Genomic DNA, 18,765 nt, shown 5'->3' with positions numbered 1-18,765 from the left:
AGGCCGGCGGTCGAAGGTGAACGGAAAAGCGATTTTCTCCGGTCGTGGGCGGGGGCGCCCTTGCGCCCACATAAGTACCACGGCTTCCCAATTACTCAAAACGCGTCCGCAACCGGCCTTTTGATGACGCTTGATGGGAGAGTGAGGATCATTCATGTCGGAAATCCTGACGGATTCGACCGTTGACCCGGCCGACCTGACCGTGGACCCCGTCGACCCGATCGTCGACCCGGTCGCCGTGGCCGACGTCCTCGACGTGGCGGGCGTGGAGCTGCGGTACCTCAGGCGCTTGTTGGGCAGGGCCGGGGAAACCGCCTGGGCCCGGTTCCTGGACTGGCTCGTCGACGAGTACTTCCGCCTGGAGGTGACCGGGTGGGAGAACATTCCCGCCGAAGGGCCGGCCGTCCTCGTCGCCAACCATTCGGGTGCCTGGGGGCTCGACGCATTCGTCCTCCAGAACGTCCTCGTCGGCGGTCTCGACCGGCCGCTGCACGTCCCCGCGGCCCCCTTGGTCTTCCGGTTCCCGGTCATCGGTTCATACGCGCGCAAGAAAGGCGCGATTCCGCTCGATCCGACGCTGGGGTGGGAACACCTGAACGCCGGGGAACTCGTGGGGGTGTTTCCCGAGGGAATGGCCGGGCTGGAAAAGCCTTTCGAAGAGCGCTACCGGCTGCGGCCGTTCAGTCCCGGCTTCGCCGTCACCGCCGTGCGGGCCGGCGCGCCCGTCGTCCCGGTGTCCGTCGTGGGAGCCGAAGAGGCGTGTCCCAAGCTGGGCGAGGTGCCGGCCCTGGCACGCCTGCTCGACCTGCCCTACTTCCCGCTCACGCCCCTGTTCCCGCTGCCGTCCAAGTGGCTGATCACCATCGGCGAGCCGATCCCCGCGCCCCCGCGGCCCGAGTCCCTCGCCGAGCGCTCCGCCGCCGCCCGCCGGCTGTGCGCCCAGGCCCAGGCAGCGGTGCAGGAGCTGGTGGACCGGGAGCGGAGCCGGCGGGAGACGCCCTTCTGGTGAGCCGGTCCCGCGGACCGGGGGCGGGGGCTCACCCGTCGTGCCGGTCCGGCGGACCGGGGGGGCTCACCCGTCGTCGGTCACCGCCCGTACGTCAGGCCAGACCAGGGTGGTCGACCCCCAGGCCAGCCCGGCGCCGAAGGCCGTCAGCGCCACCCGCATCCCGGGCCGCAGCGTTCCCGCGGCGGCCGCCTGGGCCAGCAGGACGGGCACCGAGGCCGCGGCGGTGTTCCCGTACCCCTCGATGTGCGACAGCATCCGCTCCGGCCGAAGGCCGAGTTCGGCGGCGACGCCGTCAAGGATGCGCTGGTTGGCCTGGTGGGCGGCCACCGCGTCCACGTCGCCGAGCGACCACCCGGCCTGTCGCACGGCCCGCGTCACCGAATCGCACATGCCGACGACCGCCTGCTTGCGCACGACCGGCCCGTCCATCCGGAAGTAGGGGGAGAACTCCTCCTGCGGCGCCGCCAGAACGCGCTTGCGCGCCCGTGCCCCACCTCCGGGAACCTCCAGCAGGTCGGCCTGGGTGCCGTCGCTGCCCAGGTCGAACGGCCCGAGGGCGCCCGGCTCGTCGGGGGCACCGGCCCGCAGCAGCACCGCACCCGCGCCGTCGCCGAAGATGGCCGCCATCAGCCAGTCCTCCGGGTCGATGAAGGCGGAGAACACGTCCGAGGCCACCAGCAGCACACTGCCGAAGGCCCCGGAGCCGATCATCGACGAGGCGACGCCCAGGCCGTACAGGAACCCGCTGCACCCCGACGCCAGATCGAACGCCGGAACCGCCCCGCACCCCAGCCGTGCGGCCACCTCCGGTGCCCCGGCCGGCACGAGCCGGTCCGGCGAGATGGTGGTCAGCACCACCGCGTCGGCCCCCTCGGCCCCGGCGGACTCCAGAGCGCCCCGGCCGGCCCGTACGGCGAGGTCGACCGTGGCCTCGCCGTCGGCGACGCGGCGGCTCCCCACGCCGATGCGGGCGCGGATCCACTCGTCGCCGACGGGCCGGTTCCCGCACAGCTCGGCATTGGTGAGGGCGCGCGGCGGTACGTAGGAACCGAGCCCGGCCAGCACCGCGCCCCGACGGGCCTGCGGTGAGTGCGCCGCCATCAGCCGGCCAGCCGCTTCGCTGCCCGCCGCACGTCTTCGGCGGCCTGCGCGCACCGCTCGGCGTGGCCGAGGAGGGTCATCCGGAACCGCTCGCCGGACACGTCCGTGTCCCAGCCGCCGTTGCCGGCACAGGCCGCGAGGCTCTCCGCGTGGCGCTCCAGCCGGTCCGCGCTGGCGTGGGCCAGGGCCCCGTAGGCGGCCGGCGCGTACCCGTGCGCCGAGACCGGCACCGCGGTCGGCAGGCCGACCGTCACCCGCCCGTCCCCGGGCATGCCTTCGGCCTCCCGCAACGCCACGAGCAGCGTGGCCGGATCCAGTGCGTCCGGCAGCCGGTCCGCGCTGAGCCGGGGAGAGATCACCACCGGGTGCGTCGCCGCCGTGACGCGGCGCACGACCTCCTCGGCGACGTGCTGCGCGAAGCGCGCCGCCGCGCAGCCGGACGGGGCCCCGCACAGCGCCGACGGCCCGATCCCCGAGTGGTCCTCTTCCCGCACCCAGCCCGGCGCCCACAGGATCTCGGTCCCGGCCTCGACCGCCAGGTCCTCCCACACGAACGCGCCCCGCACCGGGTACACGGCGGCGGAGAGCGGCGGGAACCGGCGCAGTGCCTCGCCCACCGCCTCGCCGGCCCCGGTCACCGCCCCCACGGCGAGCAGGGCTAGCGCCTGGAGCGTGACCCCTGCCACGGCCCCGCCGACCACGGCGAGCGCGTGCGCCACGGCCGCCGTCGCGGCCTCGGGCCCGGCCCCGTCCGCAAGCAGCCGGCCGGCCAGCGAAGCGGGGTCGGGATCCGCCAGGTACGGCGCCAGCCGCCGCTCCAGGGCCGCGCTCCGGGCCGCGTAGGAGCGGCGCCCCGACTCCGCCGACGCCCGCGTGACCACCTCGCTCAGCAACGTGTCCCCGGCCGCCGCCGCGCCCACCACGGCCCGCCTCGCGATCCGCGCCGTGCCGCGCCGCCAGTCGTCCCAGTCGAGCGTGCCGTCCCCGCGCCGGGCCGCGATCACCCCGTCCACGTCCTCGGCCAGCAGGGCGGCCCACTGCCCCCGCGCCACCGGAACCTCCCGCTCCAGCGGCACGTGCGGGGAGAGCCCGTACCGCAGTCCGCCCGGCGTCAGGCCGCTGGGCGCACCGAGCGCCCCCGCCTCCTCCGCCCGGGCCAGGAGGCCCGCGGCGTCGACGCGGGAGGGCGGTACGAGGAAGGTCCCGAACGCGGTGCGCAGCCGTACCGGGCGCCCGGACCGGGTCCGCCGCAGATGTGCCAGCAGCCCGTTCGTCACCCCCTCCCGGGTGAGTGCGTCCAGTCCGAGCGCGCGGGCGGGGGCGTCCGCCCACGGCAGCCGGTGGGCGAGCATGGCCGCGCTGAACACGGCGTTCTCCAGCGGCCAGGCCGGCGCCGGCCGTCGTACCGCGGTGGCCGGACCCTCGGCAGTGGTCATCGGTCGGTCTCCCTCGTGGTCGCTGTGGTCACTTGTCGCGGAGCATGTACGGCTGGTTGCCGACGACTTCGCCGTCGTAAGCCGTGATCAGCTTGTTCACCTGGTCCCGGTAGCCGGTCAGCTCCCCGCGCAGGGTGTCCGAGTACGCCTGCGGGGCGTGCGACAGCGGGTAGTCGTAGGACTCGTCGAGCCAGGCCAGCTCGACCCAGCTGTCGGGGATGTCATTGGGCGAGGCGGGCCCGCGCCCGTCCAGCATGGGGATCACGTCGTGCTTGTTGACCAGGCTGATCACCTGCGTCGTGTGGTCGGCGGGCCGCTTGCCGTCGATCGGGGAACCCACCGTGATCACGTGCGTGATGCGGTACGTCGACGCCAGGTCCACGTCCATCGCGAGGTTCATCGCGGTCAGCCCGCCCAGACTGTGCCCGACGATCATCAGTTCCGCCCCGGCGGGCAGTCCCGACCGCAGGAGCAGCTGCTTCACGGCCCGCGTGTACGTCGTGTCGGTGCGCAGCAGCCCGTCGAACGCGCCGACGAGGTCCTGCGGGGTGCTGTTGCTCAGCAGCCCGAAGCTGGTCCCGGGCAGCAGGAGGACGTGCCGCTGCTGCCCGTCGGCGCACGCCACCCGGCGCAGCAGGACGAGACCGTGGTTGCCCAGGGCGCCGATGTCGTTGACGTAGCTGACGATGTCGTTGCAGGACGTGCCCAGCACCTTCGCCAGGATGGAGTCCGGATCGGCCCGCTCGGCGCGCCCCGGCCCGGGGTTGAGGTAGCCCAGCAGCGAACTGGGCAGCCCCAGGAAGGGATCGGTGGTGGGCACGCCGCCGGCGAGGGTCACCCACGAGAAGTCGTCGTTGACCGGGTTCTCGTCGAGCAGGCCCGACAGGGCCAGCAGTTCCATGATGACGGGGGACACCGTGGTCAGCGCGCGCGTCACGCCGAACCGCTCGACCAGCGCGTACATCGCCCGCACTGCCTCCAGCCGGTCGCCGTCGACCATGGCGTCCGTCAGCCGCCTGGCCAACGGCGAGTCCAGGTTCGGGTGCTCGGCCGCGACGGCCCGGATGCGCATCGCGAAGGCGTCCACCGCCATGGCCACCTTCGCGGGGCGGCGGTACGTCACGCTCCCCGCCATCCGCGCCAGTTCGCCCACGAGCCCGCCGTTCGCCCCGAAGCCGAGGCCCGCCGGGCTGGTGAGCGCCTTCGCGCAGGAGAGCGCCGCGCCCAGCGCCCAGCCGGGGCGGCGCAGCGCTTCCAGTCCGAACCGCCAGCTGCAGAGCGCTCCCGTCAGCTCAGCGCCCGCCTGTTTGGCCGTGAGCGCGGCGTCCGCCAGCAGGATCGACGCCGCGATGAGCAGCTCCGCGTCCGTCCGCGCCGGGATGCTCCGCCCGGCGTCTTCCGGCCCTTGCTGGGCGGGGACATGCCGAGTCGTTTCGTCGACCGCCTGAGTCACCGGTGTGCTCCCTCTCGTCCCTGTGCGACGGCTGCGCCGCCTTGCCCGCTGTTCGCGCAGGCATGGTGGCACCGAATGTGATCGCCAGGACGCGGCCGTTGCGCCGGCCGGGGCACGCCCGCGTGCCGCGCGCGCCGTGCCGGCCCCGGCCCTACGCGGGCGCCGCGCCCGCTCCGGGCGGCGCAACTGGGCGGCCCCGCAAGGATGAGCGGGGCGTCGCGCTGTTGACACCCGGCCACCTGGACGGCGAACGGGCCCGACCGGGGCAACGGCGCCGACCGGGCCGGACGGCGGCCCGGTCGACATCCCGTGGGGCCGGAGAGAGGATGGGAAAGGCGGAGTCCGCCGGACCGCGGGCCGCCGCCGGTGAGGGGCCCGGCCGGGTCGCCCGGCCGCCCACGGTGCGCCGATGACATCGCACGCGTGACCGCCCCCTCCGCTCCCGCATCGTCTCTTTCGGAAGGGGAGCACCACCATGGCCCGACACACACGGCGCACAGTGATCACCGCGCTGCTCGCGTCTTCCTTCGCGCTGTCCGGCGCGGTCGCCCTGGCCCCGTCGGCCGGCGCCGCGGTACCCGCCGCGAGCTGTACCGTCACCCCGAACGCCGACGGCACGGCCGTCACCATCACCGGCGAGGGCTTCACGGCCCCGCGCAACCTCAACGACGGTGAGAGCACGGTGCCGCTGAGCGTCGACGCGAGCGGCCACTTCCAGGTCAAGCGCTTCCAGAAGAACGTCGACTACACCGTCCTCGCCGTCAACGAGGACCAGAACTTCACCTTCGTCAACTGCAAGGTCGTCAAGGCCGACGACACGACCGGCAACAACAACACCGGCAACAACATGAAGGACAAGGGACGGGGCTACGGCGACGGCTACCGCGCCGGACGCTCGGCGGCGCAGAAGAACTGCGACACCAAGGCGACGCCCAACAAGAGCCAGCAGCACTCCGACGCCTACTGGAAGGCGTGGCAGCAGGGCGCCGACTCGGCCTTCAACAAGGTCTGCGGCTCCGGCAGCTCCGGCTGACGGTCGTACAGCAGGACTGGCCCGCCCCTCGATCCCCTCTCCGGCGCGCCCCGAGTCGCCGCTGCCATCGTCGGCGCATCAGCGAGCAACGGAGGGCGCCCGATGAACGCACAGTCGACGCCGGGGGCCGGCCAGGCCGCCGACGGGTCCCTCGCCCTGGTCACCGGGGCGACCAGCGGTATCGGCCTGGCGGTCGCGCGCGACCTGGGCGCCCGGGGCCACCGGGTGTTCATCTGCGCGCGCACCGGGACGGACGTGAAGCAGACGGTCGAGGACCTGCGCGCCGAAGGACTGGAGGTCGAGGGGGCGGCCGCCGACGTACGCAACCGGGCCGAAGTGAAGGGCCTGATCGCGGCAGCCGTCGCCGCCTTCGACAGACCCGTCAGGATCCTGGTCAACAACGCCGGCCGCAGCGGCGGCGGCGCCACCGCCGACCTCACCGACGAACTGTGGGACGAGGTCATCGACACCAACCTGAACAGCGTCTTCCTGGTCACCCGGGAGGCGCTGACCAACGGCGGTCTCGCCGCAGCCGGCCGGGGCAGGATCGTCAACATCGCTTCCACGGCGGGCAAGCAGGGGGTGCTCCTGGGCGCCCCCTACTCGGCCTCCAAACACGCCGTGGTCGGCCTGACCAAGGCGCTCGGCAAGGAGCTGGCCCCCCTGGGCATCACCGTCAACGCGGTCTGCCCGGGCTACGTGGAGACGCCGATGGCGGCGCGCGTACGGGCGGGATACGCGCGGGTGTGGGACACGACCGAGCAGTACGTGCAGCAGCAGTTCGAGGCCCAGATACCCTTGGGCCGCTTTTCCACTCCCGAGGAAGTGGCCGGTCTCGTAGGCTACTTGACCACCGACGTGGCGGCCTCCATCACCGCGCAGGCCCTCAACGTCTGCGGCGGGCTGGGCCGTTTCTGACCCCGCCGCCGGGCGCCGGGGCGGTGCCCCCTCACTGGACCACGCGCCACCACCACGCGTAGACGCACGCATATGGAACTGAGCTTCACGGCCATGTCCCGTCTCGCGCCGAGGGACTTGACTGTACTCATGACTCGGACCACGCAGAACATCCAGACCACCCTCGTCATCGGCGGCACCGGCAAGACCGGCCGGCGCGTCGCCGAGAAGCTCTCCGCCCAGGGCCTCCCGGTCCGGATCGGCTCCCGCTCGGGAGAGCCCGCCTTCGACTGGAACGAACCCGACAGCTGGGTCCCCGCCCTGGAGGGCGTCGACCGGGTGTACGTCACCTACTACCCTGACCTCGCCTTCCCGGGCGCCGCCGAGCAGGTCGGCGCGTTCGCCAAGGTGGCCGTCGACAACGGCGCCCGCCGGCTCGTCCTGCTCTCCGGCCGCGGCGAGGAGGCCGCCGCGGTCAGCGAGGACAACCTCAAGGCCTCCGGCGCCGACTGGACGATCGTCCGCTCCAGCTGGTTCAACCAGAACTTCAACGAAAGCTTCTTCCTGGAGCCCGTCCTGGCCGGCGAGATCGCCCTGCCGACCGCCGACGCCGTGGAGGCCTTCGTCGACGCCGACGACATCGCCGACGTGGTGGTGGCCGCCCTGACCGATGACAAGCACATCGGCAAGACCTACGAACTGTCCGGCCCCCGCCTGCTGAGCTACAGCGACGTGGCCGCCGAACTGACGAAGGCCACCGGCCGGCAGATCACGTACGTCTCCGTCACCAACGAGGAGTACCGCGCGGTACTGCGCGAGAACGACCTCCCGGAAGAGTTCGCCGACCTGTTCACCATGATCCTGGACGGCCGCAACGCGCACCTCGTGCACGGCGTCGAAGAAGCCCTGGGCCGCAAGCCCAAGGACTTCGCCGACTTCGCCCGCGAGGCCGCGGCGAGCGGAGTCTGGGACGTCTGACCGCGCCGGGCCCGCGCCGGGCGGGACGCCGCGCCCCGCCCGGCGCCCCGCCCCGACGCGGAGCACGCACGCACTCCGCACCGACCGGCAGGAGGCCCCGATGCCCACGCACCAGCCGCCCCACTCCAGCGAACACGGACTGGACGCGCTCGCCCCGCACTTCCACGGATTCGCCCTGATGCACCGGGCGATGCGCCGGGACGCCGGCCGGCTGCGGGCCGCCGCACCGACATGGCGGGGCGGCGGCGCCGACTGGTGGCAGCGCCTGCGCGAGGTCATCGAGTGGCACCACACCAGTGAGGACGACGTGCTGTGGCCCGGACTGCGCAGCCGGGACCGGGACTTCGACGCCCAGGCCCGCGAACTGCACGACGACCACGAGGAACTGGACGCGGCGATGGCCGCGGTCACCACCGCCGTCTCCCACGGCGGTGCGGGGCTGGCGCCCGCCGCACGGGACTTCCAGGAGATCCTGCACGACCACCTGCGCGACGAGGAACGCGTCGTGTTCCCGGTCTTCGACCGGATGGGAGAGCGGGCCTACCTCGCCGAGGAACGCAAGGTGGTGGCCAGCGCCCCGCCGCGGGTGCTGCTGTACCTCCAGCCCTGGATGTTCGACGGTGCGAGCCCCGCGTCCGTCGCGCACGTCCGCGCCACCATCCCGCCGCCGGTCCGGCTGCTCGGCGCGACCCTGCTCCGCAAGCGGTACGAGAACACGTTGAAGGGACTTGGGAAGTGACACGAGCGACGACGGGCCCGACGGCCCAGTCCGTGACCCTGGTGGCGGCGACCGTGGGCACCGGCCTGATGGCCGGTCTCTACTTCGCCTTCGACATCTCGGTGATCCCGGGCCTGGGGCGCGGCGACGACGAGACGTACGTGACCGCCATGCGGAACATCAACGACGCCATCGACAACGGGCTGTTCGGGCTGCTCTTCCTGGGCGCGTTCCTCGCCACGGGCGTGGCCGCCGCACAGCAGCAGCGCGGCGGCCGCCCGCACACGGCGCGCTGGGCCTGGACCGCCTTCGCGCTGTACACCCTCTCACTGGTCGTGACGGCCCTGGTCAATCTGCCCCTCAACGCCCAGCTCGCCCGCGCCGGAACCGACTTCGCGGCGGCCCGGGCCGGGTACGGCACCCGCTGGCGGGCCGCCAACGTCGTCCGCACCCTGGCCTGCGCGACCGCCCTGGCCGCGCTGGGCCGGACGCTGACCCTGCACGGCCGGCCGCCGGCCGCGTAGCGCCCGGGTCCCGGCGCCGCAGGCGCCCCCGTGAACGGCGTCCGCTCTCCCCACCGTCCCCCGCGGGAGAGCGGGCGCCCCGCGCGTTCCCGCCCGGCGGGAAACGAGAGAGGATGACCGCATGGACACGCTGACCGGTCTGCTGGAGGGCCCGAAGGCGCGCGGCGCCTTCCTCCTCAAGTCCGTCTTCAACCCGCCCTGGTCGCTCCGGGTGGAGGACCGCGCGCCGCTGTCGGTCATCACCATGGTCCACGGCGACGCCTGGCTGGTGCCGGACCACGGCACCGCGGTGCGGATCCGGCCCGGCGACGTGGCCGTCGTACACGGCCCCGAGCCGTACACGGTCGCCGACTCCCCGGACACACCCGTCCAGATCACCGTCGGACCGGAGCAGCGGTGCAGTACCGCCAGCGGCGAGGACGTCACGGAGACCATGGCGCTGGGCGTGCGCACCTGGGGCGATCCGCTCCAGGACGCGGGCTCGGCGGTGATGCTCAGCGGCACCTACCAGGCGCCGAGCGAGATCGGCCGGCGGCTGCTGAGCGTGCTGCCCACGATCCTGGTCCGGCCGGCGGAGTCCGCGGACCACGCCCTGATCACCCTGCTGACGGCGGAGATCTCCCGGGACGAGCCGGGCCAGGAGATCGTCCTGGACCGGCTCCTGGACCTCCTCCTGATCGGGGTCCTGCGCGCCTGGCTCGCGGCCCCGGGCAGCGGCGCCCCGACCTGGTACCGGGCCCAGAGCGACCCGGTGGTCGGACCGGCGCTGCGCCTGCTGCACGAGAACCCGGCCCACGGCTGGACGGTCGAGGAACTCGCGCGCAAGGTCGGCGTCTCCCGGGCGGCCCTGGCCCGCCGCTTCACGGACATCGTGGGGGAGCCCCCGGTGGCCTACCTCACCGGCTGGCGCATCGCCCTGGCCGCCGACTACTTGCGCGAACCCGACGCCACGGTGGCCACGGTGGCCCGCCGGGTCGGCTACAGCGGGGCGTTCGCCCTGTCGGCGGCCTTCAAGCGGGTACGCGGTGTCAGCCCGAAGGAGTTCCGCGCGGGCGTGAGCGCGCCCGCGTCCGGGCAGAACCCGCGCCTGCCCCGCACGGTCGTGCTCGACGGGCCGCGGTCGCGCTGAACCTCACCCGCGCCGCGCGACGACCGCGAGGACCAGGTCCGGGCCCGCCGACCAGCGGCCGTGGTAGACCGGGTCGACGGGTTCGGCCAGCGCGGCCGGGACGTCGAGCGTGCAGGTGAAGGTGCCGCCGGGGGAGAGGGCCACCGTGGCGTCGCGGAAGCCGCGCCAGACGCCGGTCGCCGGGTACCAGGCCTTGTACACCGCTTCCTTGGCGCAGAACAGCAGGCGGTCCCACGGGACGCCGGGGTCGGCCGCGGCGAGCTCCCGCAGGTGCGCGCGTTCGGTGGGGGAGGTGACCAGTCCCAGTACGCCCTCGGGGAGCGGGCCCGCCGGCTCCGCGTCGATGCCCAGGGCCGACGTACGCTCGGACAGGTCCGCCACCGCCGCGCGGTAGCCGTCGCAGTGGGTGATGCTGCCGACCACGCCCGCGGGCCAGGCGGGAGCGCCCCCCGGGCCGGGCAGCAGCGGCGCGGGGGAGTGCCCGAGGGCGGCCAGGCAGCGGCGCGCGCAGGCGCGGGCCGTCGCGAACTGGCGGCGACGACGGGCGAGGCGGCCCTCCATGAGGACCGCCTCGGCGGGGAAGAGCGGCGCGGGCGCCTCGTCGTCGAATGCTTCCGACGACGTGACGCCCGGCGGCAGGAGTGCCTCGATCATCGTCCGGCGGTCACCGGGAGGCGAGTTCGGACACGGCGGACACGACCAGATCGGGCCGTTCCAGGGGGAGCATGTGGCCCGCGCCCGGCACCGCTTCGAACCGGGCATCCGGCAGGGTGTCGGCGAGCGTCCGCGCCAGCGCGGGGTCGATCACCTTGTCCGCCTCCCCGTGCAGGACCACCGCCGCAGTGGTGACGCCGGCCAGCGCCGGACGGAGGTCCCAGCCGCGCGTGCAGCGGAAGAAGTCCGCCCGGATCCGCGGGTGCGTCGCCGCGAACAACTGCCGGTTCACGTCCAGCAGGGCCGGGTCCACGGTCTTGGCCATGGTGGACGACAGCAGCTTGCGGCCGAGCGGGGGACGGCGCAGGGCCCACGAGAAGGGGCCGCTGCCCATCATCTTGACCTCGCCGTCGGGCGTGTCCTGGCCGTGCGCCGCCGTGCCCAGCAGCACCAGGCCGTGCAGCCGCCCGGCCGCCGCCGCGCCGGCCGCGTAGGACAGCGCCGCGAACCCGCCGCCCGAGTGGCCCGCCAGGACGGCCGTCCGCGCGTCCGTCGCGTCCAGCACCACCGCGAGGTCGGCGCCGAGGCGCTCGACCGAGACGGGGGTGCGGCCGAGGGTGGAGCCGCCGTGGCCCCGCTGGTCGTAGAGCACCACCCGGTGACCGGCCCGGATGAGCCGGTCGGCGCTGGTGCCCCAGGCGCGGCGCGAGTGCGCCCACCCGTGCACCAGGACCACGTCCACGGCGGCCGGCGTGCCCGCCAGCGGGGCCAGCACGGTGACGGCCAGCTCCGCGCCGTCGTCGGTCCGAACGGTCACCTCCCGGGTGACTTCCGCGGCCGTCGTCATCGCCCGGCCCCCACGGAGGGGGACGACAGCCGGCGGCCCAGCGACCCGAAGGCCGCCAAGGTGGCCTTCGAGTGCTCGGCGCCGAGGTCGACGGCCTTGGCCAGCACGCCCAGCCAGCCGTGCGGCCTGCCCGCGAAGTGCATGGACAGCCGGGTGCGGCCGTCCGGCAGCGGTTCGAGACGGAAGGCGGCCGGTCCCCGGAACGCCCCGTCGACGTACTCCACGTCGAGCCGGCGGCCGGGCTCCACGGCGACCGTACGCGCCGTGAAACGGAGCTTGAGACCGCCGTTGCCGACGCCCTTGGTGTGGACGGTGACCCCGACCTCGCCGCCGACCCGGTCCGGGGAACCGGAGACCAGCGCGAAGGTGTTGGCCGGGACCCACCACTGGGCGGCGCCGCGGAACTCCGAGAGGAGCGCGTCCCATACGGCGGTCGCCGGGGCGTCGATCACCGCCTCGTCGATCAGGTCGTACGTTGTCATGTCGAGCCTCCTCAGGTGCACGGTCGTGCGGAGTCGGGCGGTGGGGAACGGGACCGGGGGTCAGGGCCGCCAAATCAGGCGAAGAAGCCCTGGCCCGGGGTGAAGATGCCGGCCGGGTCGAACTTCTTCTTGGCGTTGACGAAGCCGGTCCAGCGGTTGCCGAAGTGGGCCCGCCAGTCGGCCTGCGTCATGTTCGGGACGGCGCCCACCAGGTAGCGCTTGGCCCCCATCGACACCGCGAGGTCGTACAGCCGCCGGTTCTGGTCGAGCATCGCCTGGATGTTCGGATCGCCCGGGTTGGGGAAGCGCAGCAGGTCGAAGAGGTACGCCACGGACTCGCCCGGCATCATCGCCAGCGGCCGCTTGACCTGCGAGGTGAGGAACGGGGAGAAGAGCAGGAACCCGCCCCCGAGGGAGTCGGCGGTCAGTTCCTGTTCGGCCCGCTTCATGAACGTCTTGGTCTTGGAGGCCGGGAGGAACATGCTCAGCCACGGCTTGGGCGTGTACCAGTGGCCGGACTCCTTGAGGTAGGCCTCGTAGGCGTCGAGCCGGAACATGTACTCCCGGTAGGTCACGTCCTCGATCACGGCGTCGGCCCGCACGTCCTGCAAGCCGCTCAGCAGCTTCGCGCGGTCCGGGGGCGTCGTGCTGTAGGTAGCCCCCACCTCCATCTTGTAGCGCCAGCCCGAGCCGTCCGGCTTCTGCAGCATCTCGCCGGCCTGGACCTGGAACCGGCCGTCGGCCAGCACCTTCTCCGCGTCCTGGAGGTACGTCTCGACGTCCGCGTAGTACAGGGTGAAGATCACCGACCGCTTCGGCGCCGGGACCAGGGCGACCTCGGCCCGGACGATGATGCCGACCTGACCGCCCCCGGACAGGGCCGCGTTGAAGAGGTCGGGGCGGCTCGTCGCCGTGGCGGTGACCAGCTTCCCGTCACCGGTGACGATGTCGATCGACCGCACGGTGTCGCACAGCAGTCCGTACTTGGCGACCGTGCCGCCGATGCCGCCGATGCTGATGGTGCCGCCGACCGAGATGTAGAGGTAGTCGGGCAGCGCGGGCGGGGTCTTGCCCACCTGGAGGCACGCGTCGGTCAGCTGGGCCCAGGTCACCCCCGCCTCGACCACCGCGCAGTTCGCACCGATGGAGACGATCTTCGACATGCTCCGGGCGTCGATGGATATCCCGCCGGGGACGCGGGCCTGGCCGTACACCGAATGCGATTCGATGTCCGTACCGGAGCCGCCCTGCCCGTTCACCGCGACCTTGATGCCGTTGGCCCGGGCGTAGTTGACGATCTTGACGATGTCGTCGACGCCGCCGGGCCGCAGCACGGCCCACGGCTTGTTGCCCGCGCCGTCCCACAGGTGCCCGAAGTCCTTGCCGAAGGCCTCGACCACGGTGGGCGCCGTCTCCAGCGTGCCGGTCAGCGCCGGCACGGGAACCACGGTTTGGCCGGAGGCCCCGGCGGCCGTCGCCCAGCTCTGGTCGACGGTGTTCCAGCCCACGACGGCCACGGCGGTCGCCGCGATGCCGCCGAGGACTCTGCGCCGCGACGGGGCGGCCGCCGTGCCCGTGGCCGCTCTGGGGGTGCTGCTCATCTGCGTACGTCTCCCGTTTCTCATGACCTGCCGGAGTCCTACTGGTGCGTCGCCGGGACGGCGGTGCGCACCTGCGAAGCGAGCTGGTACTCGCCGAGGTCGAAGCGCTTGGTCTGGCGGCGGAAGCGCCAGGTGTACGTCGGCCAGATCGACGGGTTTCGCCCGTTCTCGTCGAGGTACCAGCTCTTGCAGTTGCCCGCGTTCCACACCGAACCGTCGAGCCTGGCGTCGAGCGCCGCGTTGTACGCCTGCTGCGCCTCCTTGCGGACCTCGACGCTGGCCAGCCCGCGCTTCTCCACCTGCCGCAGGGCGTCGACGACGTACTTGATCTGCGCCTCGATCATCACGACCTGCGAGGAGTGCCCCAGCGTGGTGTTCGGCCCGAGCAGCATGAACAGGTTCGGGAAGCCGGCGATCGTGGTGCCGCGGTGGGCCGACATGCCCTCCCGCTGCCACGCCTCGCGCAGCTGCACCCCGTCCCGTCCGAAGACCCGGCGCGCGACCGGACGGTCGGTGGCCTGGAAGCCGGTGCCCAGGATGATGGTGTCGACCTCGCGCTCCACCCCGTCCCGGCCCACGATCGACTTGGCGCGGACCTCGGCGATCCCCTCGGTCACCAGGTCCACGTTGGGCTGCTGGATCGCCGGGTACCAGGTGTTCGAGAACAGCAGCCGCTTGCAGGCCATCACGTAGTCGGGGGTCAGCCTGGCGCGCAGCGCCTCGTCCGGCACCGACTTCTTCAGGTGGTCGCTGGCCATCTTCTGCATCTTCCCGGCGACCTTCGGGCGGGCCATGACGAAGGCCAGGATCTCGCGGCCCCACATGTTGAAGTTCCGCCGGAAGCTCTGGTAGCCGGGCACCGAGCGCAGGAGCCTGGCCTGCAGTGCCGTGGTCGCCTTGTCGTTCTTCGGGCCGACCCACGGGGGCGTGCGCTGGTAGAGGTCCAGCCGCTCCACGTCGGGCTGGATCTGCGGGACGAACTGGATCGCCGAGGCGCCCGTACCGATGACGGCGACGCGCCGCCCGGTCAGGTCGTGGTCGTGGTCCCAGCGCGAGGAGTGGAACACCTTGCCCTCGAAGTCCGCCAGGCCCTCGATGTCGGGGACGGCCGGCTCGCTCAGGTAGCCGGTGCCGGTGACCAGGAACCGGGCGGTGTAGTCGCCCTGCGAGGTCTCGATCCGCCAGTGCCGCTCGCCCTCGTCCCAGCGGGCACTGAGCAGTTCGTGCGCGAAGCGGATGTGCGGGCGGACCCCGAAGCGGTCGGCGGTGTCGCGCAGGTACGCGTACAGCTCGTCCCGCTTGCCGAAGGTGGACTTCCAGTTCGGGTTCCGGGCGAACGAGAAGGAGTAGAGGTGGGACATGACGTCGCACGCACACCCCGGGTAGCTGTTGTCGCGCCACGTGCCGCCGACCTCGTCGGCCCGCTCGAACACGAGGAAGTCGTCGATGCCGGACTGCAGCAGCCGGATGGCGGTGCCCAGGCCGGAGAACCCGGTACCGATGACCGCGACCCTCAGGTGCCGGGCCGGTCCGCGGCCCCGGGTGGAGGCGTGGGCCGTCGGACGGGCTCCGCCGTCCTTGGCCGGTTCGAGAATGCTCGTCACGTCGGCCTCCTAGCGGCGCGTGAGGGTCACGCGGAAGTTGTTGAAGAACTTGTCCTCGAGCGTGTACGCGAAGATGTCGAGGTAGCGCTCGAAGCGGGCGACGACCTCCTCGCCCTCCATGGCCACGGCCTCGTCCCGGCGCTCGGCGAGCAGCACCAGCCAGGCGCGGCAGGCCATCGCGAACGACTCGCGCTCGTTGACGATCTCGTCGACCTCGAAGAGGCCCTCGGCGCCGGAGGCCAGCTCGTGCAGGTGCGGGATGTGGCACCCGGCGAACTCGGAGCGCTGGAGGAACTTCAGGTCGTCGAGGAGCGCGCGGTTCATCGGCAGTGCCTCGGCGGTCATGGTGTGCAGGACGAACTTCGCGCCCGGCTGGAGGGCGTTCGCGACCTGCTGGAAGAAGTAGCGGTAGCGCTTGGTCCGCTCCTTGGGCGGCAGGTTCGAGGAGACGAAGTGCTCGAGCGCGTTGATGCAGAACGCCGCGCCGTACTTCTCGCTGTCGTCCGCGACCGCGTAGTCCGCCCAGCTCTGCACCAGCGTGGTGATGCGCGGGTTGCCCAGAGCGTCGATGAAGGCTTCCTGGGTGCGCGACAGGGTCAGGCCGACGGCCTCCTGCGCGCCGTGCACGGTCGTGAGGCGGTTGAGCATGGTGCCCCAGCCACAGCCGATGTCCAGCACGCGCTTGACGCCGCCGGCACGGACGTTCGCGAGGTCCGCGAAGGTGTCGAGCTTGCGCTCCTGGGCCTGGTCGAGGGCGGCGACGAGGTCCTCGCCCTCGTTCCAGTAACCGCCGGAGTACATCATCGTGGGGCCGAGCAGCAGCCGGTAGAAGTCGTTGCCGACCTCGTAGTGGTGCCTGATCGCATCGACCTCTGGGTCCACCGTCCTGGGGGCGACCGTTGTCATTTCGATCCTCATTCCTGCGGGCGGGAAGGGCGGCCCGGGCCGTCCGTGCCGAATTACGTCCGAGGAAAACGGATCCCCCGCAAGGCGCACGCAACACGGGTCCGGTCCGTACCAAAAGAAGGGTGAAAGGGAGGGAAAAGGCCGGGAAAAGCGAGCGGTCGTGCACCGCCCCGGGCATCTTGCGTCTTCCTTGCGGCCGCGGGGCTTTCATCGCTCTCGAAAAGAACGACGCGACTGCCGAGTCGCACCGTCGAGAGAGGACCGACCCCATGTCGCTGCCCACCATCGAAGAGCTCGCGAGCCAGCTGGAGGCCGTTTCCGGCGCCGCGGAAGTCAGCCCCGACGCACCGCTCCAGCACATCGCGGACGTCGACTCGCTGGACCTCATGGAGTGGCTGTACGGCTTCCAGACCAAGTACCCCGACATCCCGGCCGACGAGACGCTCTTCGCGGACCTCGACGACACGACGACGCTGCGCGACGTCTACGCGAAGATCGTCGATCTCGTCCCGGCCCAGGCATAGCGAGGAATCACGTGACCGGCTTCGACATCACCGGGTGGGGCATGTCCGTACCCGAGCGCATCGTCACCAGCGCGGAACTCGCCGAGCGTTTCGGCGTGGACGAGCACTGGGTCGTCAGCCGCTGCGGCATCCGTGAGCGGCGGGCCGTTGACCCGGGGCAGACCACCGTCTCCCTGGCCGTCGAGGCCGGCCGGCGCGCTCTGGACAAGGCGGGCCTGACCGGCGCCGACATCGCCCACCTGATCGTCGCCACGGCGACCCCCGAGCAGCCGTCCCCCGCGACGTCCGCGTTCGTCCACCACGAACTCGGCATCGCCGGCAGCGCCCACGACGTCAACTCCGAGTGCGCGGGTTTCGTCTACGGGCTCGTCTCCGCCATGGCGCTCATCGCCATCGACCCCCGGCCGATCCTGCTGATCGGCTCCGACACCCACACCCTCACCGCGAACCCCGCCGACCGAGACCTGTCCATCCTCGTCGGCGACGGGGCGGGCGCCGTCGTCCTCCAGCCCGGCGCCGAGAACCGGGTCAAGGCCTGGAACCTCGGCGCCGACGGCTCCTGCACCGGCTCTCTGAAGGTCCTCGCGGGCGGCAGCCGGATGCCCGCCACGGCGGAGACCGTGGCGGCGGGACTGCACTACGCGCAGATCAACGGCAACGAGATCTACCTCAACGCCGTCCGCTACACCGTCCGTACGGTGCGCGAAACGCTGGAGAGCGCGAAGGTCGAGGCGGCCGACGTGGACCACGTCGTACCGCACCAGGCCAACATCCGCATCATCAACTCGATCATGTCCCACACCGGCCTCCGGCCGGAAGCGCTGATCACCAACCTGGAGAGGTACGGCAACACGGCGTCGGGCTCGATCCCGATCGCCCTGGCGGAAGCCCTGGACGCCGGACGCATCAAGGCCGGGGACAAGGTCCTGCTGGCCGGGTTCGGCGCCGGCATGACATGGGGCTCGATCCTGATGGAATGGGGCGGTACCGCGGCATGAGCAGCAAGAGCACGGGCGTACGGCCCGAGGCACCGGTCGCGCTCGTCACCGGAGCCTCGGGCGGGCTCGGCCAGGCCCTGGCCCTGGAACTGGACGCCCTGGGCTGCCGGGTCGCGGTCCACTACAACAGTTCGCGGGACGCGGCGCGGGCGGTGCAGGAGAAGCTCGCCAACCCCTCCGTCCTGGTCACCGGCGACGTCGGCTCCTGGGAGACGGTCCAGGGCATCTACGCCGACATCACCGAGGCGCTGGGACCGGTGGACGTCCTCGTCAACAACGGGGCCATCCGCAAGGACAGCCTGATGGCGATGCAGAACCCCGCGGACTGGGCGCAGGTCATCCAGACCAACCTGATCGGTTCGTTCCACACGGCCCGGGCCGCGGCCCCGGCCATGCTGCGCCGACGGTGGGGCCGGATCGTCAACGTCGTCTCGCCGTCCGGCATCATCGCCACCGCCGGCCAGACGGCGTACTCGGCCTCCAAGGCGGGACTGATCGGCTTCACCCGCACCCTCGCGGCCGAGTGCGGCCGCCGGGGCGTGACCGTCAACGCGCTCTCCCCGGGCTTCATGATCACCGGCATGACGAAGGACCTTCCCGAGCGGGTCATCGAGGGCATGGAGGGCAAGGCGCCCATCCCCCGCTTCGTCACGGTCGAGGAGGTCGCCCGCAGCGTCGGCCTCTTCCTGGACCAGGACTGCATGACGGGCCAGGTCATCAGCATCGACAGCGGAGTCTCGATCACCTGACCGGGACCGGGCCCGCGCCCGCCCCCCCCGCGAGCCCCGGCCCCCGTCCTCGGGGGGCCGGGGCCGCTCGGGTTGCCCCGTGCCGGACGCGGGCGCGCCACGACGCCGTACCGCCGCCGGGG

General features: G+C 72.6%; 19 protein-coding genes. 10 read left to right on the top strand and 9 right to left on the bottom strand.

Annotated elements, in window-relative coordinates:
- Positions 1 to 154 precede the first annotated feature (154 nt).
- A complete protein-coding gene (locus tag ACWGH1_RS00215; protein WP_453352793.1) occupies positions 155 to 1,009 on the top strand; it encodes a lysophospholipid acyltransferase family protein in 855 nt (284 codons plus the stop codon).
- Positions 1,010 to 1,072: 63 nt separating this feature from the next.
- On the opposite strand, the gene ACWGH1_RS00210 is transcribed toward ACWGH1_RS00215, so the two are convergent.
- The 3 genes from ACWGH1_RS00210 to ACWGH1_RS00200 are packed head-to-tail and all read right to left on the bottom strand — an operon-like array spanning position 1,073 to position 4,999.
- Entirely contained in the window at positions 1,073 to 2,110 is a 1,038-nt protein-coding gene (locus ACWGH1_RS00210; protein ID WP_453408265.1) for a beta-ketoacyl-ACP synthase 3, read from the bottom strand.
- On the bottom strand, positions 2,110 to 3,546 hold the full coding sequence (locus tag ACWGH1_RS00205; protein ID WP_453355437.1) for a hypothetical protein: 1,437 nt from the start codon (positions 3,544 to 3,546) through the stop codon (positions 2,110 to 2,112). Before ACWGH1_RS00205 ends, ACWGH1_RS00210 begins: the two co-directional genes overlap by 1 nt.
- A gap of 28 nt (positions 3,547 to 3,574) precedes the next feature.
- Positions 3,575 to 4,999 (bottom strand): lipase family protein, encoded by a 1,425-nt coding sequence (locus ACWGH1_RS00200; RefSeq protein WP_453355438.1) that lies wholly within the window; start codon positions 4,997 to 4,999, stop codon positions 3,575 to 3,577.
- Between the two features lie 475 nt (positions 5,000 to 5,474).
- Between ACWGH1_RS00200 and ACWGH1_RS00195 the strand changes: the two genes are divergently transcribed.
- The 6 genes from ACWGH1_RS00195 (at position 5,475) to ACWGH1_RS00170 (ending at position 10,278) form a co-directional block, all read left to right on the top strand.
- The gene (locus ACWGH1_RS00195) at positions 5,475 to 6,032 is read left to right on the top strand and encodes a hypothetical protein (RefSeq protein ID WP_453355439.1); all 558 of its coding nucleotides are present in this window, start codon (positions 5,475 to 5,477) and stop codon (positions 6,030 to 6,032) included.
- Positions 6,033 to 6,134: 102 nt separating this feature from the next.
- Positions 6,135 to 6,950, top strand: coding sequence for an SDR family NAD(P)-dependent oxidoreductase (locus tag ACWGH1_RS00190; RefSeq protein WP_453355440.1), 816 nt, complete (start codon positions 6,135 to 6,137; stop codon positions 6,948 to 6,950).
- A gap of 129 nt (positions 6,951 to 7,079) precedes the next feature.
- On the top strand, positions 7,080 to 7,907 hold the full coding sequence (locus ACWGH1_RS00185; RefSeq protein WP_453355441.1) for an NAD(P)H-binding protein: 828 nt from the start codon (positions 7,080 to 7,082) through the stop codon (positions 7,905 to 7,907).
- 100 nt (positions 7,908 to 8,007) lie between these two features.
- Positions 8,008 to 8,646, top strand: a complete 639-nt coding sequence (locus ACWGH1_RS00180) for a hemerythrin domain-containing protein (RefSeq protein ID WP_453408264.1) — start codon at positions 8,008 to 8,010, stop codon at positions 8,644 to 8,646.
- Positions 8,643 to 9,149: an anthrone oxygenase family protein gene (locus ACWGH1_RS00175; protein WP_453357566.1), complete on the top strand. Its 507-nt coding sequence runs from the start codon at positions 8,643 to 8,645 to the stop codon at positions 9,147 to 9,149. The genes ACWGH1_RS00180 and ACWGH1_RS00175 overlap by 4 nt, the downstream gene beginning before the upstream one ends.
- Positions 9,150 to 9,270: 121 nt before the next feature.
- On the top strand, positions 9,271 to 10,278 hold the full coding sequence (locus ACWGH1_RS00170; RefSeq protein ID WP_453408263.1) for an AraC family transcriptional regulator: 1,008 nt from the start codon (positions 9,271 to 9,273) through the stop codon (positions 10,276 to 10,278).
- A 3-nt stretch (positions 10,279 to 10,281) separates the two neighbouring features.
- Here ACWGH1_RS00170 and ACWGH1_RS00165 read toward each other — a convergent pair whose 3' ends face one another.
- The 6 genes from ACWGH1_RS00165 to ACWGH1_RS00140 form a co-directional block, all read right to left on the bottom strand.
- Positions 10,282 to 10,932 (bottom strand): 4'-phosphopantetheinyl transferase family protein, encoded by a 651-nt coding sequence (locus ACWGH1_RS00165; RefSeq protein WP_453408262.1) that lies wholly within the window; start codon positions 10,930 to 10,932, stop codon positions 10,282 to 10,284.
- 10 nt (positions 10,933 to 10,942) lie between these two features.
- Entirely contained in the window at positions 10,943 to 11,779 is an 837-nt protein-coding gene (locus tag ACWGH1_RS00160) for an alpha/beta fold hydrolase (RefSeq protein WP_453357222.1), read from the bottom strand.
- Positions 11,776 to 12,261, bottom strand: coding sequence for an SRPBCC family protein (locus ACWGH1_RS00155; protein WP_453357223.1), 486 nt, complete (start codon positions 12,259 to 12,261; stop codon positions 11,776 to 11,778). The genes ACWGH1_RS00160 and ACWGH1_RS00155 overlap by 4 nt, the downstream gene beginning before the upstream one ends.
- Positions 12,262 to 12,335: 74 nt before the next feature.
- Positions 12,336 to 13,862 carry an FAD-binding protein gene (locus ACWGH1_RS00150; protein WP_453408261.1) on the bottom strand — a complete coding sequence of 509 codons (1,527 nt, stop codon included), beginning with the start codon at positions 13,860 to 13,862 and terminating at the stop codon, positions 12,336 to 12,338.
- A 38-nt stretch (positions 13,863 to 13,900) separates the two neighbouring features.
- Positions 13,901 to 15,466: a flavin-containing monooxygenase gene (locus ACWGH1_RS00145; protein ID WP_453355877.1), complete on the bottom strand. Its 1,566-nt coding sequence runs from the start codon at positions 15,464 to 15,466 to the stop codon at positions 13,901 to 13,903.
- 9 nt (positions 15,467 to 15,475) lie between these two features.
- On the bottom strand, positions 15,476 to 16,372 hold the full coding sequence (locus ACWGH1_RS00140; protein ID WP_453355876.1) for a class I SAM-dependent methyltransferase: 897 nt from the start codon (positions 16,370 to 16,372) through the stop codon (positions 15,476 to 15,478).
- A 269-nt stretch (positions 16,373 to 16,641) separates the two neighbouring features.
- On the opposite strand from ACWGH1_RS00140, the gene ACWGH1_RS00135 reads away from it, so the two are divergent.
- From ACWGH1_RS00135 to ACWGH1_RS00125, 3 genes are read left to right on the top strand one after another with little or no spacing between them, the layout of a single operon-like run.
- A complete protein-coding gene (locus ACWGH1_RS00135; protein WP_453355875.1) occupies positions 16,642 to 16,896 on the top strand; it encodes a hypothetical protein in 255 nt (84 codons plus the stop codon).
- An 11-nt stretch (positions 16,897 to 16,907) separates the two neighbouring features.
- Positions 16,908 to 17,894, top strand: coding sequence for a 3-oxoacyl-ACP synthase III family protein (locus ACWGH1_RS00130; RefSeq protein ID WP_453355874.1), 987 nt, complete (start codon positions 16,908 to 16,910; stop codon positions 17,892 to 17,894).
- The gene (locus ACWGH1_RS00125) at positions 17,891 to 18,643 is read left to right on the top strand and encodes an SDR family NAD(P)-dependent oxidoreductase (protein ID WP_453355873.1); all 753 of its coding nucleotides are present in this window, start codon (positions 17,891 to 17,893) and stop codon (positions 18,641 to 18,643) included. The genes ACWGH1_RS00130 and ACWGH1_RS00125 overlap by 4 nt, the downstream gene beginning before the upstream one ends.
- The last annotated feature ends 122 nt before the right edge of the window (positions 18,644 to 18,765 follow it).

This window comes from Streptomyces sp. NPDC054883 (assembly GCF_053610645.1).
The sequence above is the reverse complement of the archived record's forward strand: the minus strand, read 5'-3'. Positions and strand labels throughout refer to the sequence as shown.

What these genes read in the sequence shown, in the direction of transcription:
- ACWGH1_RS00155 (WP_453357223.1), bottom strand. Translation starts at nt 12,261, where the DNA reads ATGACAACGTACGACCTGATCGACGAGGCGGTGATCGACGCCCCGGCG.
- ACWGH1_RS00210 (WP_453408265.1), bottom strand. Translation starts at nt 2,110, where the DNA reads ATGGCGGCGCACTCACCGCAGGCCCGTCGGGGCGCGGTGCTGGCCGGG.
- ACWGH1_RS00160 (WP_453357222.1), bottom strand. Translation starts at nt 11,779, where the DNA reads ATGACGACGGCCGCGGAAGTCACCCGGGAGGTGACCGTTCGGACCGAC.
- ACWGH1_RS00190 (WP_453355440.1), top strand. Translation starts at nt 6,135, where the DNA reads ATGAACGCACAGTCGACGCCGGGGGCCGGCCAGGCCGCCGACGGGTCC.
- ACWGH1_RS00185 (WP_453355441.1), top strand. Translation starts at nt 7,080, where the DNA reads ATGACTCGGACCACGCAGAACATCCAGACCACCCTCGTCATCGGCGGC.
- ACWGH1_RS00195 (WP_453355439.1), top strand. Translation starts at nt 5,475, where the DNA reads ATGGCCCGACACACACGGCGCACAGTGATCACCGCGCTGCTCGCGTCT.
- ACWGH1_RS00165 (WP_453408262.1), bottom strand. Translation starts at nt 10,932, where the DNA reads ATGATCGAGGCACTCCTGCCGCCGGGCGTCACGTCGTCGGAAGCATTC.
- ACWGH1_RS00140 (WP_453355876.1), bottom strand. Translation starts at nt 16,372, where the DNA reads ATGACAACGGTCGCCCCCAGGACGGTGGACCCAGAGGTCGATGCGATC.
- ACWGH1_RS00150 (WP_453408261.1), bottom strand. Translation starts at nt 13,862, where the DNA reads ATGAGCAGCACCCCCAGAGCGGCCACGGGCACGGCGGCCGCCCCGTCG.
- ACWGH1_RS00180 (WP_453408264.1), top strand. Translation starts at nt 8,008, where the DNA reads ATGCCCACGCACCAGCCGCCCCACTCCAGCGAACACGGACTGGACGCG.
- ACWGH1_RS00125 (WP_453355873.1), top strand. Translation starts at nt 17,891, where the DNA reads ATGAGCAGCAAGAGCACGGGCGTACGGCCCGAGGCACCGGTCGCGCTC.
- ACWGH1_RS00215 (WP_453352793.1), top strand. Translation starts at nt 155, where the DNA reads ATGTCGGAAATCCTGACGGATTCGACCGTTGACCCGGCCGACCTGACC.
- ACWGH1_RS00205 (WP_453355437.1), bottom strand. Translation starts at nt 3,546, where the DNA reads ATGACCACTGCCGAGGGTCCGGCCACCGCGGTACGACGGCCGGCGCCG.
- ACWGH1_RS00170 (WP_453408263.1), top strand. Translation starts at nt 9,271, where the DNA reads ATGGACACGCTGACCGGTCTGCTGGAGGGCCCGAAGGCGCGCGGCGCC.
- ACWGH1_RS00135 (WP_453355875.1), top strand. Translation starts at nt 16,642, where the DNA reads ATGTCGCTGCCCACCATCGAAGAGCTCGCGAGCCAGCTGGAGGCCGTT.